This window comes from Janibacter sp. A1S7, from assembly GCF_037198315.1.
Lineage (GTDB): Bacteria > Actinomycetota > Actinomycetes > Actinomycetales > Dermatophilaceae > Janibacter > Janibacter alittae.
Map to the genome: position 1 here is coordinate 863,031 of NZ_CP144913.1, position 14,240 is coordinate 877,270.

Here is a 14,240-nt window from a genome sequence, read left to right on the forward strand (position 1 = left end):
TGTGATCACCAGCCCGCCCACCTCACCCCGGAGGCCCACTCGTGCTCGATTCCGTCGAAGCTCTGCTCACCGAGCACGCCGAGCTGGAGGCCGCCCTGGCCGACCCGGCCGTCATCGGTGACCCGGACCGCCTGCGTGAGGTCAACCAGCGCTATGCGCGGCTGACCCCGATCGTCACCGCCCAGCACGCGCACGAGGAGGCCCTCGGCGACCTCGAGGCCGCCCGGGAGCTCGCGGGGGAGGATCCCGCCTTCGCCGAGGAGGTCCCGGCGTTGCAGGAGGCCGCGGCCGCGGCCGAGGACCGGCTGCGCCGGTTGCTCATCCCGCGCGACCCCGACGACGACAACGACGTGATCCTCGAGATCAAGGCGGGCGAAGGGGGAGCGGAGTCGGCCCTCTTCGCCGGTGACCTGCTGCGCATGTACCTGCGGCACGCGGAGAAGCGCGGCTGGAGCACCCAGATCCTCGACTCGACCGAGTCCGACCTCGGCGGCTACAAGGACGTGCGGGTGGCGGTCTCCGCCAAGGGCACGCCCGCACCCGGCGAGGCGCCGTGGGCCCGACTGAAGTACGAGGGAGGCGTCCACCGCGTCCAGCGCGTGCCCGTGACCGAGAGCCAGGGCCGCATCCACACCTCCGCCGCGGGCGTGTGGGTCATGCCGGACGTCGGTGACACCGCGGAGGCGGCCCCGCTGCATCCGAACGACCTGAAGATCGACGTCTACCGCTCCTCCGGGCCCGGCGGGCAGTCGGTCAACACCACCGACTCCGCGGTGCGGATCACCCACCTGCCGACCGGGACCGTCGTCTCCTGCCAGAACGAGAAGTCCCAGCTGCAGAACAAGGAGTCGGCCATGCGCGTGCTGCGCGCCCGACTGCACCAGATGGCGATGGACGAGGCCGCCGCCGAGGCCGCCGAGGCCCGCGCTTCGCAGGTGCGCACCGTCGACCGCTCGGAGCGCATCCGGACGTACAACTTCCCCGAGAACCGGATCAACGACCACCGCACCGGGTACAAGGCCCACAACCTCGACACCGTGCTCGACGGCGACCTCGACGCGGTCGTCGACTCCGCGGTCGGGGCCGACGAGGCCGCCCGGCTGGCCGTGCTCGCCGGAGACGACGGGTGACCTCCCTCCGAGCGGAGGTCGACCAGGCGGCCGCCGCCCTCGCCAAGGCGCACGTGCCCTCGCCGCGGTCGGACGCCATGCTGCTGGCCGCCCACGCCACCGGGGCCGACCGCTCCGAGCTCGAGCGCCGCATGCTCCTCGGTGGCGAGGTGGAGCCGGACCAGGTCCGCCGGCTGCGCGCGCTCGTGGCCGAACGGACCACCCGGGTGCCCCTGCAGCACCTCACCGGCACCGCCCCCTTCCGCCGCCTGGAGCTGCAGGTCGGGCCGGGGGTCTTCGTGCCCCGCCCCGAGACCGAGGCCGTCGCCGACCTGGCCCTGACCGAACTGATTGCGCCGGCGGGGTCGGACGGGACCGCCATGCCCGTCGTCGTGGACCTGTGCACCGGCTCGGGGGCCCTCGCGCTCGCGATCGCCGACGAGGTACCGGGTGCGCACGTGACCGCCGTCGAGGTCGATGACCTCGCGCTGGCCTGGGCGGCGCGCAACATCGAGCTCACCGGGCTGCCGGTCGACCTGATCGCCGCGGACGCGACCGCACCGCCTGCGGACGTGCCGGCACTGGCCGGGCTCATCGGCTCCGTCGACGTCGTCGTGAGCAACCCGCCCTACATCCCCGTCGGGATGGTGCCGCTCGAGCCCGAGGTCGCCGAGCACGACCCGTCGGTGGCCCTGTACGGCGGCAGCGAGGACGGGCTCGCGATCCCGCTCGCCGTGGCCGCCACCGCCGCGACCCTGCTGCGCCCCGGCGGGCTGCTCGTCATGGAGCACGCCGACGGCCAGGGCGAGTCCCTCCCGTGTGCCCTGCGGACCGCGGGCGCCTGGGCCGAGGTCGCCGACCACCCCGACCTGGCCGGTCGTCCCCGGGCGGCGGTGGCACGCCGGGTGGGGTGACCCCGTCCACCGACGCAGTCCAGCAACGCACGAGCCCCGCTGCGCGTGCAGCGGGGCTCGTGGACGAGGGCCGGTGGTCGGTGACCACCGGGGCTCGGCCGCTCAGAGGATGAAGATCAGCAACGCGATGATCAGCAGGACTCCGACGATCGTCCAGATCAAACTCGAACCACGCATGTGTTCCTCCATCTGTCACGGCACTGTTGCCGGTGGGCCCCAACCTACCCACGGGTGGGCCCGGACATGCGCGGATCGCGCGGGCAATGTCCGGCGCGATCCGCAGCGCGTCATAAGGTGGAGTCCATGAGCCCCGTCGTCGATGCCACCGCCGACCGCGAAGGGAGCATCGAGGCCTGCGTCGATGCCGTCCGCCGTGGCGAGGTGGTGGTCATCCCCACCGACACCGTGTACGGGATCGGCGCCGATGCGTTCGACCCGGCAGCCGTCAGCGACGTCCTCGAGGCGAAGGGGAGGGGTCGGGACATGCCCCCGCCCGTCCTCGTGCCCGATGTCCGCACCATCGACGGCCTCGCCCGCGCCGTGCCGGACGCGGCCCGCCGCCTCATCGAGGCGCTGTGGCCGGGTCCGTTGACCCTCGTGCTGCAGGCCCAGCCGTCCCTGAGGTGGGACCTCGGCGAGACCGCCGGGACCGTCGCGCTGCGCATGCCGGACGACGAGGTCGCCCTGGCCGTCCTGCGCGAGACCGGCCCGCTGGCCGTGACCAGCGCCAACCGCACGGGCGAGCCGGCCGCGACGAGCGTCACCGACGCCGCCGTCCAGCTCGGCCCGAGCGTCTCCGTCTACGTCGATGGCGGCCCCCGCGCCACCGTCGCGCCGTCGACGATCCTCGACTGCACCGGTGACCACCCGCAGGTGCTGCGTGAGGGGGCGATCGACCGCGCCCGACTCGAGGAGGTCCTCGGGGCCGATTTCGACTCGGCGGAGGACGCCCCCTTCGCTCCCGGGGCGGGCTCCAGCGAGTCGACCACGGCGGCCCCGACGCAGGAGTGGGACAATCCCCACCAGACAGGCCCGGCCGAGCGTGCCGGGAGCGAGACACCCACCGACACGTCCACCGACACGGAGGCCAGCGATGACCGATGACACCTTCTACGGATCCGACTTCGGCGCGCTGCGCGCCTTCGACCCCGAGATCGCGGGTGTGCTCACCAGCGAGCTCGACCGGATCCGGGGCGGTCTGCAGCTCATCGCCAGCGAGAACATCTCCTCCCCGGAGGTGCTGACCTCCCTCGGCTCGACGCTGAGCAACAAGTACGCCGAGGGCTACCCCGGTCGTCGGTACTACGGTGGCTGCTCCGAGGTCGACAAGGCCGAGGAGCTGGCGATCGAGCGCTGCACGAGCCTGCTGGGTGCCGAGCACGCCAACGTCCAGGCCCACTCCGGCGCCAGCGCCAACCAGGCGGTCTACGGCGCCTTCCTGCAGCCCGGCGAGAAGATCCTGGCGATGTCGCTGCCGCACGGTGGCCACCTGACCCACGGCACCAAGGTCTCCTTCTCCGGCAAGTGGTTCGACGCCGTCCACTACGGCGTCCACCCCGAGACCGAGGACGTCGACTACGACGAGATGGAGCGCCTGGCCAAGGAGCACCGTCCCAAGGTGATCTGCTCGGGTGGCTCGGCGATCCCGCGCCTGATCGACTTCGAGCGCATCCGGGCGATCTGCGACGAGGTCGGCGCGATCATGTGGGTCGACGCGGCGCACTTCATCGGTCTCGTCGCCGGCCAGGCCATCCCGAGCCCGGTGCCCTACGCCGACGTGGTCACGTTCACCACGCACAAGGTGCTGCGCGGGCCCCGCTCCGGCGCGCTGGTGTGCAAGGAGGAGCACGCCAAGGCGCTGGACAAGGCGATCTTCCCGATGATGCAGGGCGGCCCGCAGATGCACACCATCGCGGCCAAGGCGGTCAACTTCAAGGAGTGTGCCACCCCCGCGTACCAGCAGTACGCCACGTCGGTCATCGAGAACGCCACGGTCCTTGCCGACGAGCTCGGCAAGCGCGGCATCCGCCCGACGACCGGCGGCACCGACACACACCTGGCGCTGCTCGACCTGCAGGGTGTGGAGGTGACCGGCAAGGACGCCGAGGCCCGGTGCGACGCGGCCGGCATCACGCTGAACAAGAACGCCATCCCCAACGACCCGCAGAAGCCCTCGATCGCCTCCGGCATCCGCGTCGGTACGCCCTGCGTGACCACGCAGGGGATGGGCACCGACGAGATGGTCACCATCGCCGAGCTGATCCACACGGCCGTGACGAAGGGGGACGCCGACCCCGAGCACGAGGTCTCCCGTCGGGTACGCGGCACCGTCACCGACCTCGTGACGCAGTTCCCGGCCTACCCGCGCTGATCCGCCGGGTCCACGGCGCAGGCGGAGGCAGCAGGTGAGGGAGTACGTCTTCGTCTTCCTCGTCGCGCTGGCGACGACCTACGTCCTCGTTCCGCTGATGCGCACGGTCGCCGTGCGCGTCGGTGCCTTCACCGAGGTGCGCGAGCGGGACGTCAACGTCGCGCCGGTCCCGCGCCTCGGGGGCGTGGCGATGTTCCTCGGCTATGCCGCGGCGACCCTCGTCGCGTGGCGGATGCCCTTCCTCAGCCAGGTCTTCGAGTCCGCGGAGCTCATCGGGGTCCTCGCCGGAGCGGGCGTCGTCTGCCTGGTCGGGGCGATCGACGACGTGTACGAGCTGGACGCGCTGACCAAGCTCGGCGGGCAGCTCGTCGCGGCGACGATCATCGCCTTCGCCGGGGTGCAGTTCTTCTCCCTGCCGCTCGGGGTCGTCACCGTGCTGCCGGCGCCGCTGCTGGTGATCCTGACGATCTTCGTCGTCGTGCTGTGCATCAACGCGGTGAACTTCATCGACGGGCTCGACGGGCTCGCCGCCGGTCTGGTGGCGATCGCGGCCGTGGCCTTCTTCATCTACAGCTACGTGCTCACCGCCAACATCAGCCCGCCCAACGTCTTCTCCTCGGCGACCTTCGTCGCGGCGGCGCTGGCCGGGAGCTGCATGGGCTTCCTGCCGCACAACATCTTCCCGGCGAAGCTGTTCATGGGGGACTCCGGGGCGCTGACCCTGGGCCTGCTCTTCGCGGCGGCGACGATCCTCAACGTCGGCCACATCTCGCCCGCCGACGTCAGCACCAACCGGACGACCGCGACGATCCTGCCGTTGCTCATCCCGATCTCGATCATCATGCTGCCGTTGCTCGACGTCGCCTGGGCGGTGGTGCGGCGCACCGCCCGTGGGCAGCGCCCGTGGCAGCCGGACAGCCAGCACCTGCACCACCGGATGCTGCAGATCGGGCACGGGCACCGGCGTGCGGTGCTGCTGCTGTGGCTGTGGGCGGTCGTCGTGGCGATGGGCGCGGTGAGCTTCGTCTTCCTGCCGCCGGGCGTCGCGGCGGCCGGGGGAGTGGTGATGGTCCTCTTCGCGACGACCCTGACGGCGTGGCTCCCGCGCTTCTCGTTGCCCGGTCACCGACCCAAGAAGTTCGACCGCCAGGGCCGCAGACTCGACGTCTGAGGCGACGAGGCCGTGCCGACGGGGTCGTATGCCGCGCCGATCGCCGCCGATTGGTCGGCTCCGGGACGCTTGTGTAAACTTTCACAAGCGCCCTCCAGTACCCTTGGTACGACCCCGTTGAGCAACCCTGCTCCCGTCCCGAAGTGAGCCGATGACGACGCCTCCCCACCGCACTCCCGTGCAGGGCATGCGCCGTGGCGTCCTCGTCTCCGGCGTGGCCGGGACCATCGTCCTCACCATCGTGGGGGCCATGGCGAAGGGGGCGGACGGCGCCCTGAGCGCACTGGCCGGGTCCCTGCTCGCCTTCGTCGTCATCCTCGTCGGCCTGCTGGCGATCACGGTGATCGTCGCCGGGGACCCCGCGGTCTCGATGGCCGGTGCCGGTGTCGTCTACCTCGGGCAGCTGATCCTCCTGGTCGGCGCCCTTCTGGTGCTGCACGGCGCCAGTTGGCTCGAGGGTGATGTGACCGCCTTCTCCGCGGTCGTCGCCACCGTCCTGCTGCAGGCAGGACAGGTGACCGGCTACGTCCGCTCGCGGCACGTGCTCTACCCGCAGGTGGGTCGCGCATGAGTGCCCCCGCCAGCCGTCCCGACGCGCCGCGCCTGGTGACCAAGAAGCCGGCGGACCCGTCGACTGCCGCCTCCCGCTATGCCGTCGACCCCACTCGCCCGAACCCGATCGTCCAGGCCGATGCCATGGGATCGACGGTACTCGCGCACCTGCTCACCGGCCCTGCCCTCTTCGGCGGACTGGGCTGGTTGCTGGACCGCTGGTTGGAGGTCACCGTCTTCGTGGCCGTCGGCATCATCCTCGGGATGGGGCTGTCGCTCTACTCCATCTGGCTCCGATACGGTACGTCCCAGGCCACCACGACCGACCACCCTGATGGGTCGATGCGCGCTGCCGCGCCACACAACGAGGAGATTCAGTGACCTTGACTGCGCTCGCGCCCACGCTGGCGGCCGCCGGAGGTGGAGAGAGCTACCAGCCCCCCACCCCGGAGATCTTCTGGCAACCCCTCTTCGAGGTGGGTGGCCTGACCGTCACCAACCAGATGGCCTGGGCCGGGATCATCACCGCGGTGCTGTGCGGCGTCATGATCATGCTGAGCAAGCGCGCGGCGATCCTGCCGAGCAAGGGCCAGTGGCTCTTCGAGGGCTTCTACAACTTCCCGCGCAACGCCATCGCGCGCGACATGATCGGCACCAAGGAGTTCCGCCGGTTCGTGCCGCTCATCGTCACGCTCTTCACGATGGTGCTGTTCTTCAACCTCGCCGGGTCCTTCTTCCTGACGATGAACCCCGTGACCGGCAAGATCGCCTTCCCGATCGCGCTGACGATCGTCGTCTACGTCGTCTACCACTGGGTGAGCATCGAGAAGATGGGCTTCATGGGCTACATGAAGCACATGGTGCCCCCGGGGCTACCCAAGTGGATCGCCCCCGTGATCTTCCTGCTCGAGCTCGTGACCTACCTGATCACGCGGCCGCTGACGCTGGCCCTGCGACTCTTCGGCAACATGTTCGCCGGCCACATGGTCATCTACCTCTTCGTCACCGGCGCCTTCTTCTTCCTGCTGCACGGCGACGGCGTCCTCCTGCGGCTGCTCTCGCTGCCCACGTTCGCGATGGCGGGCGTGATGCTCCTCTTCGAGATCCTGGTCCAGTTCCTCCAGGCCTTCGTCTTCGCGCTGCTGGCCTCCAGCTACATCGCCGGCGCCGTCGCCGAGGAGCACATCCCCGACGGTGCTGCCCCCCAGCACTGAGCCACGGTCCACCGGACCGCACGACCCACAACTTCATAGCCCGTCAGCACGACCACACGCTTCCCCGTGAGATGCCCTCACGGTGGATCACAGAAACACGAAAGAGGACACATCGTGGAAATCACTGGTTCCGTCTCCCTCGTCGGTTACGGCCTCGCGGCCATTGGCCCTGCCATCGCCGTCGGCCTGATCTTCGCTGCGTACATCAACGGTGTCGCCCGCCAGCCCGAGTCGCGCAGCCTGTTGCAGCCGATCGCCATCCTCGGCTTCGCCCTCGCCGAGGCGCTTGCCATCTTCGGTCTGGTGCTCTTCTTCATCAACAACTGAGCCTGGCCGGTCAGGCACACAATCCACACCGGCACCAGCCACTAGGAGTACCCGTGCACATCACCGCAACCGCCTCGTCGGTCGTGGGGCTCGCCATGGCGGAAGGGGAGACCATGCCTCTGATTCCGCACTGGGAAGAGCTCGTCTTCGGGCTGATCATGTTCGCGATCCTCTACTGGGTCGTCGCGAAGAAGGTCGTCCCGAACCTCGAGCGGGCCTACGCCGAGCGTCACGACGCGATCGAGGGCGGCATCGCCCTGGCGGAGAACGCCCAGGCCGAGGCCGAGGCCGCCAAGGCCCACTACGAGTCCCAGCTCGCCGAGGCGCGTGCCGAGGCCGCCAAGATCCGTGAGGACGCACGCGCCGAGGGCGCGGCCATCGTCGCGGAGATGCGCGGTCAGGCCCAGGACGAGGCCAACCGGATCACCGATTCGGCGCACAAGCAGATCGAGGCGGAGCGCCAGCAGGCGTCCATCTCGCTGCGCGGTGAGGTGGGTCGCCTCTCGACCGACCTGGCCGGCCGCATCGTCGGTCACGAGCTGCAGGACTCCTCGAGCCGCCAGAGCCTCATCGACGGCTTCCTGACCGACCTCGAGACGGGCAAGGTCCAGCCGGAGCGCGTCACGACGGGTCGTGACGCCTGATGCGAGGTTCCTCCCGCGCTGCCGTCATCGAGGGTCGTCCGGCCTTCGAGTCGGCGCTGACCTCCGGTGAGCCGGCCGTCGTGGCGGACGAGCTCTTCGCCGTGGTCGGGCTGCTCGACGACAACCCGACCCTGCGTCGTGGTGTCGCCGACCCCTCCCGCGAGGGCGCGGACAAGTCGGCTCTGGTGACCCGGCTGCTCGGCGGCAAGATCTCCGAAGGCACTGTCGGTGCCGTCGCGACCCTGGCCGCCCAGCGGTGGTCGTCCGGCCGGGACCTCACCGACACCCTCGAGCGCTTCGCCGTCGAGGCCGCGCTCAAGGGTGCCGAGGACGACCGGGCGATCGACCGGGTCGAGGACGAGCTCTTCCGGTTCGAGCGGGTCGTCGCCGGCAACCCCGAGCTGCGCGATGCGCTCGGCAACCGCCAGGGGGACCCGGCCGGCAAGGCCGAGCTCGTGAGCACCCTCCTGGCGGACAAGGCCCGACCGGAGACGCTGCGTCTCGCGCGACAGGCCGTGCTGGCCCCGCGCGGCCGCCGTTTCGCCCGGACCATCGAGGAGTACCTCGAGGTCGCGGCCGAGCGCCGTCAGCAGTACACCGCAGTCGTGATGACCGCGGTCGACCTCACCGACGCACAGCGCACCCGGCTCTCGGACGCTCTGCAGCGGATCTACGGCAAGGCGGTCCAACTGCAGGTCGTCCACGACGAGCACGTCATCGGCGGGCTCCGTGTCCAGATCGGCGACGAGGTCGTCGACGGGACCGTCCTGCGCCGCCTCGACGAGGCACAGCGGCACCTGGCCGGTTGAGGCCCGAGCCGACATCCACCATGCAGACCACCCACTCGGCCCCCACCACGGCCGGCAACGAGGAGAAGACAACATGACGGAGCTTTCGATCCGTCCGGAGGAGATCCGGGACGCCCTGGACGGCTACGTGCAGTCCTACAACCCGGGCGCGGCCTCCCGTGAAGAGGTCGGCCGCATCACCGACACCGGTGACGGCATCGCCCACATCGAGGGCCTGCCCTCGGCCATGACGAACGAGCTGCTCGAGTTCGAGGACGGCACGCTCGGCCTCGCGCTCAACCTCGACGTCCACGAGATCGGCGTCGTCGTGCTCGGCGACTACTCGAAGCTGGAGGAGGGCCAGGAGGTCAAGCGCACTGGCGAGGTCCTCTCGGTCCCGATCGGTGACAACTTCCTCGGCCGCGTCATCAACCCGCTGGGCCAGCCGATCGACGGCCTCGGCGAGATCGTCTCCGAGGGGCGTCGCGCGCTCGAGCTGCAGGCTCCGAGTGTCGTCGAGCGCAAGTCGGTCCACGAGCCGCTGCAGTCGGGCATCAAGGCCATCGACGCCATGATCCCGGTCGGCCGCGGTCAGCGTCAGCTGATCATCGGTGACCGCCAGACCGGCAAGACCACGGTCGCGGTCGACACGATCATCAACCAGAAGCAGGCCTGGGAGACCGGCGACCCGGACAAGCAGGTGCGCTGCATCTACGTCGCCATCGGTCAGAAGGGCTCGACGATCGCCTCGGTCAAGGGCTCCCTCGAGGAGGCCGGTGCGATGGAGTACACGACCATCGTCGCGGCTCCCGCGTCGGATGCCGCCGGCTTCAAGTACCTGGCCCCGTTCACCGGCTCCGCCATCGGTCAGCACTGGATGTACCAGGGCAAGCACGTCCTCATCGTCTTCGACGACCTGAGCAAGCAGGCCGAGGCCTACCGCTCGATGTCGCTGCTGCTGCGCCGCCCGCCGGGCCGCGAGGCCTACCCGGGTGACGTCTTCTACCTGCACTCGCGTCTGCTGGAGCGCTGCGCGAAGCTCTCCGACGACATGGGTGCCGGCTCGATGACCGGTCTGCCGATCATCGAGACGAAGGCGGGTGACGTCTCGGCGTACATCCCGACCAACGTCATCTCGATCACCGACGGTCAGATCTACCTGCAGGCCGACCTGTTCAACTCGGACGTCCGTCCCGCGATCGACGTGGGTGTCTCGGTCTCGCGAGTCGGCGGTGACGCGCAGATCAAGCCGATGAAGAAGGTCGCCGGTCGACTCAAGCTCGACCTGGCCCAGTACCGCTCCCTCGAGGCCTTCGCGATGTTCGCGTCCGACCTGGACCCGGCCAGCAAGCAGCAGCTGGCCCGAGGAGCCCGCCTCGTCGAGCTGCTCAAGCAGCGGCAGGCCGACCCCTTCCCGGTCGAGGACCAGGTCGTCTCGGTCTGGGCCGGTACGACCGGTCGTCTCGACGACGTCGCGGTCACCGACATCTCGCGCTTCGAGTCCGAGTGGATCGACCACATGCACCGCAACGAGCAGGGTCTGCTCGATGCGCTGCGTGAGCGCGGTGACTGGGAGGACTCCACCCAGCAGGCGCTGGCCACCGCCTTCGACGCCTTCCGTCCGACCTTCGTCGCGTCCGACGCGGACGAGGTGCCGGTCGGCAGCGCCGAGGAGGACGGCGACGACGCGCTGGACTCCTCGCAGGAGCAGATCGTCAAGCAGAAGCGCTGATGTCCTTCGGTCGGGTGCCCACGGGTGCCCGGCCGGGGCACCACGCATCCCGGGTCGGCCGACGGCCGACTTCTCGACCACGAACCACCAGAGAGGCGGAAACGCATGGGAGCGCAGATCCGGGAGTACCGGCAGCGCATCCGGTCCGTCAGTGCGACCAAGAAGATCACGCGCGCCATGGAGCTCATGGCAGCGGCGCGGGTCGTCAAGGCACAGCAGGCCGTGCGTGAGTCCACGCCGTATGCGCGCGCCCTGACCCGGGCGGCGTCGGCCGTGGCCACCTACTCCGATGAGGACCACCCGCTGACCACGGAGCGCGAGGACGTCACGCGTGCTGCGCTCGTCGTGGTCGGGGCCGACCGGGGCCTGGCCGGCGGGTACAACGCCCACGTCCTCAAGGAGAGCGAGCGGGTGGCCGCGCGGCTGCGTGAGGAGGGCAAGGAGGTCGTGCCCTACCTCGTCGGTCGGCGCGCGGTCTCGTTCTACTCCTTCCGCAGGCGTGAGTACGCGGCCGAGTGGACCGGGTTCACCGAGAAGCCGCAGTTCGAGAACGCCCGCGAGATCGGCGAGCGGCTCGTGGCGGACTTCAACGCCGACACCGACGACGGGGGCGTGGACGAGGTCCACATCGTCTCCACCCGCTTCGTGTCGATGGTCGGTCAGGAGCCGGAAGCGATCCGCCTGCTGCCGCTGGAGGTCGTCGAGGGCGTCGAGGAGCCGGAGGGCGATGAGATCTATCCGCTCTACGACTTCGAGCCCAACGCCGAGGAGCTGCTCGACACGTTGCTGCCGCGGTACGTCAACGCGCGCATCTTCAACGCCCTCCTGCACGCGGCCGCCTCCGAGCTCGCGGCGCGTCAGCGCGCCATGAAGTCGGCGACCGACAACGCCGAGGAGCTCATCAAGAAGTACACCAGGCTGGCCAACCAGGCCCGTCAGGCCGAGATCACCCAGGAGATCTCCGAGATCGTCGGCGGCGCCACCGCCCTGGCCGAGTCCAAGTGAGAAGGTAGAGAGAAACCCCATGACTGCCACCGTCACCGAAGAGAACACCACTACCGCTGGTGGGGTCGGGCGCATCTCCCGCGTCATCGGCCCGGTCGTCGACGTCGAGTTCAGCGTCGACACCATGCCCGAGCAGTTCAACCTGCTGACCACCGAGGTCATCACCGACGGCGAAGCGCACACGATCAACCTCGAGGTCGCCCACCACATCGGCGACAACATGGTCCGTGCGATCTCGCTGCAGCCGACCGACGGTCTCGTCCGCGGCTCCCAGGTGCAGGACTCCGGCGGCCCGATCACCGTGCCCGTCGGTGACGTCACCCTCGGCAAGGTCTTCAACACCACCGGCGCCTGCCTCAACCTCAAGGAGGGGGAGACCCTCGACGTCAAGGAGCGGTGGGGCATCCACCGCCCGGCACCGGCCTTCGACCAGCTCGAGTCGAAGACCACCATGTTCGAGACCGGCATCAAGGTCATCGACCTGCTCACGCCCTACGTCCAGGGCGGCAAGATCGGTCTCTTCGGTGGAGCCGGTGTCGGCAAGACCGTCCTCATCCAGGAGATGATCGCCCGCGTCGCCCGCGACCACGGTGGTGTCTCCGTCTTCGCCGGGGTCGGCGAGCGCACCCGTGAGGGCAACGACCTCATGGTCGAGATGGAGGAGGCCGGTGTCCTCGGTCAGACCGCGCTGGTCTTCGGCCAGATGGACGAGCCGCCGGGCACGCGTCTGCGCGTCGCCCTGTCGGCCCTGACGATGGCGGAGTACTTCCGCGACGTGCAGAAGCAGGACGTGCTGCTCTTCATCGACAACATCTTCCGCTTCACCCAGGCGGGGCAGGAGGTCTCGACCCTGCTGGGCCGCATGCCCTCCGCCGTGGGTTACCAGCCGACGCTCGCCGACGAGATGGGGACGCTGCAGGAGCGGATCACCTCCACCCGTGGTCACTCCATCACCTCGATGCAGGCGATCTACGTGCCGGCCGATGACTACACGGACCCGGCCCCGGCGACGACCTTCGCCCACCTCGACGCGACGACCGAGCTGTCCCGTGAGATCGCCTCGCAGGGCATCTACCCGGCCGTGGACCCGCTGACCTCCACCAGCCGGATCCTCGACCGCCGGTACATCAGCGAGGACCACTACAGCACCGCGGTCCGCGTGAAGTCGATCCTGCAGCGGAACAAGGAGCTGCAGGACATCATCGCGATCCTCGGCATCGACGAGCTCTCCGAGGAGGACAAGGTCCTCGTCGGTCGCGCCCGTCGCATCGAGCGGTTCCTCTCGCAGAACACCTACGTCGCCAAGCAGTTCACCGGTCTCGAGGGCTCGACGGTTCCGCTCGCGGACACCATCGAGGCCTTCTCGAAGATCAGCGACGGCGAGTACGACCACGTCGGTGAGCAGGCCTTCTTCATGTGCGGTGGCCTCGACGACGTCGAGCGCCAGTGGGCGGAGATCCAGAAGAACTCCTGATCCGCCACGCACCACCGCGGCCGCCCCCCTTCGCCTGACGAAGGGGGGCGGCCGCGTTCGTCACCGGGGAGACCTACACTGGCCGACATGAGGACAGCCGGGGTCGAGCGCGTGCGAGCGCCGCGATGACCGCCACCACCGGTCAGGAGCCGGTCCAGCTCGCGCGAGGAGCCCGCGGTGAGCGGGCCGTCGTGCTCGTCATCGCGGCCGTCAGCCTGGTCGGTCTGGTCATCGCCCGACTGTGGCCCCTCGCCTCCGTCGACTCCGGGCAACCGACGTGCTTGCTGCGGATCTTCACCGGACTGCCCTGCCCGGGCTGCGGCATGACCCGGGCCTGGGTGCACCTCGCGCACGGTGATGTGCTCACGGCCTTCGAGTACAACCTCTTCGGCCCGATCGGCATGGCCGTCGCGGCGGGGATCGTCGGCTACGTCGGTGTCGCGCTCGTGCGACGCCGCCCGCCGGAACGCATCCTCTCGCTCGTCGACCCCAAGGTCCTGCTCGGGCTGATCACCGTCTGGTTGGCCTACTCCGCCGTCCGGATGGTCAGCATCGGAGCGGGCCAGGACTACTTCGCCCTCGTGGTCTCCTGACCGGTGACCGGCCCACCGCCCCACCCGGGCTACCATGGACGTGTACTCACCCCGATCTCGAAGGACCCCCAGTGAGCTCCCTGAACGTTGAACTCGTCGCCGCGGACCGCAAGGTCTGGTCCGGAGAGGCCAGTCTGGTCCGAGCCCGCACCACCGAGGGCGAGATCGGTGTCATGCCCGGCCACACCCCGATGCTCGGTGTCCTCATCGAGGGTGACGTCGTGATCTCGTCCTCCGAGGGGGAGCAGACCGCGTCCATCGACGGCGGTTTCTTCTCCGTCGACCACGACACCGTGACGATCGTCGCGGAGACCGTCCAGGTCCCGGCCAAGGCCTGACCCAGCTG

At 69.7% G+C, this 14,240-nt stretch carries 16 protein-coding genes; all 16 read left to right on the top strand.

What is annotated here, in order from left to right:
• Window positions 1-41: 41 nt before the first annotated feature.
• On the top strand, window positions 42-1,130 hold the full coding sequence (gene prfA / locus V1351_RS04245; protein WP_338751021.1) for a peptide chain release factor 1: 1,089 nt from the start codon (window positions 42-44) through the stop codon (window positions 1,128-1,130).
• On the top strand, window positions 1,127-2,023 hold the full coding sequence (prmC, locus tag V1351_RS04250; RefSeq protein WP_338751023.1) for a peptide chain release factor N(5)-glutamine methyltransferase: 897 nt from the start codon (window positions 1,127-1,129) through the stop codon (window positions 2,021-2,023). Before prfA ends, prmC begins: the two co-directional genes overlap by 4 nt.
• Before the next feature lie 303 nt (window positions 2,024-2,326).
• The gene (locus V1351_RS04255; protein ID WP_338751025.1) at window positions 2,327-3,127 is read left to right on the top strand and encodes an L-threonylcarbamoyladenylate synthase; all 801 of its coding nucleotides are present in this window, start codon (window positions 2,327-2,329) and stop codon (window positions 3,125-3,127) included.
• The gene (gene glyA, locus V1351_RS04260) at window positions 3,117-4,394 is read left to right on the top strand and encodes a serine hydroxymethyltransferase (RefSeq protein ID WP_338751027.1); all 1,278 of its coding nucleotides are present in this window, start codon (window positions 3,117-3,119) and stop codon (window positions 4,392-4,394) included. Before V1351_RS04255 ends, glyA begins: the two co-directional genes overlap by 11 nt.
• 34 nt (window positions 4,395-4,428) lie before the next feature.
• A complete protein-coding gene (locus V1351_RS04265; protein WP_338751029.1) occupies window positions 4,429-5,565 on the top strand; it encodes a glycosyltransferase family 4 protein in 1,137 nt (378 codons plus the stop codon).
• A 151-nt stretch (window positions 5,566-5,716) separates the two neighbouring features.
• A complete protein-coding gene (locus V1351_RS04270; RefSeq protein WP_338751031.1) occupies window positions 5,717-6,136 on the top strand; it encodes a hypothetical protein in 420 nt (139 codons plus the stop codon).
• Entirely contained in the window at window positions 6,133-6,498 is a 366-nt protein-coding gene (locus V1351_RS04275; protein ID WP_338751033.1) for an AtpZ/AtpI family protein, read from the top strand. The genes V1351_RS04270 and V1351_RS04275 overlap by 4 nt, the downstream gene beginning before the upstream one ends.
• On the top strand, window positions 6,495-7,331 hold the full coding sequence (gene atpB, locus V1351_RS04280; RefSeq protein ID WP_338751035.1) for a F0F1 ATP synthase subunit A: 837 nt from the start codon (window positions 6,495-6,497) through the stop codon (window positions 7,329-7,331). The genes V1351_RS04275 and atpB overlap by 4 nt, the downstream gene beginning before the upstream one ends.
• Window positions 7,332-7,445: 114 nt before the next feature.
• Window positions 7,446-7,658, top strand: a complete 213-nt coding sequence (locus V1351_RS04285; RefSeq protein WP_338751037.1) for an ATP synthase F0 subunit C — start codon at window positions 7,446-7,448, stop codon at window positions 7,656-7,658.
• Window positions 7,659-7,711: 53 nt separating this feature from the next.
• Window positions 7,712-8,302, top strand: coding sequence for a F0F1 ATP synthase subunit B (locus V1351_RS04290; protein WP_338751039.1), 591 nt, complete (start codon window positions 7,712-7,714; stop codon window positions 8,300-8,302).
• Window positions 8,302-9,111 (top strand): F0F1 ATP synthase subunit delta, encoded by an 810-nt coding sequence (locus V1351_RS04295; RefSeq protein WP_338751041.1) that lies wholly within the window; start codon window positions 8,302-8,304, stop codon window positions 9,109-9,111. Before V1351_RS04290 ends, V1351_RS04295 begins: the two co-directional genes overlap by 1 nt.
• Window positions 9,112-9,184: 73 nt before the next feature.
• On the top strand, window positions 9,185-10,822 hold the full coding sequence (gene atpA / locus V1351_RS04300; protein WP_338751043.1) for a F0F1 ATP synthase subunit alpha: 1,638 nt from the start codon (window positions 9,185-9,187) through the stop codon (window positions 10,820-10,822).
• Between the two features lie 105 nt (window positions 10,823-10,927).
• On the top strand, window positions 10,928-11,827 hold the full coding sequence (locus V1351_RS04305; RefSeq protein WP_338751045.1) for a F0F1 ATP synthase subunit gamma: 900 nt from the start codon (window positions 10,928-10,930) through the stop codon (window positions 11,825-11,827).
• Between the two features lie 19 nt (window positions 11,828-11,846).
• On the top strand, window positions 11,847-13,301 hold the full coding sequence (atpD, locus tag V1351_RS04310; protein ID WP_338751047.1) for a F0F1 ATP synthase subunit beta: 1,455 nt from the start codon (window positions 11,847-11,849) through the stop codon (window positions 13,299-13,301).
• Between the two features lie 125 nt (window positions 13,302-13,426).
• A complete protein-coding gene (locus V1351_RS04315; RefSeq protein ID WP_338751049.1) occupies window positions 13,427-13,894 on the top strand; it encodes a DUF2752 domain-containing protein in 468 nt (155 codons plus the stop codon).
• A gap of 71 nt (window positions 13,895-13,965) precedes the next feature.
• Window positions 13,966-14,232, top strand: coding sequence for a F0F1 ATP synthase subunit epsilon (locus V1351_RS04320; RefSeq protein ID WP_338751051.1), 267 nt, complete (start codon window positions 13,966-13,968; stop codon window positions 14,230-14,232).
• Window positions 14,233-14,240: the final 8 nt, after the last annotated feature.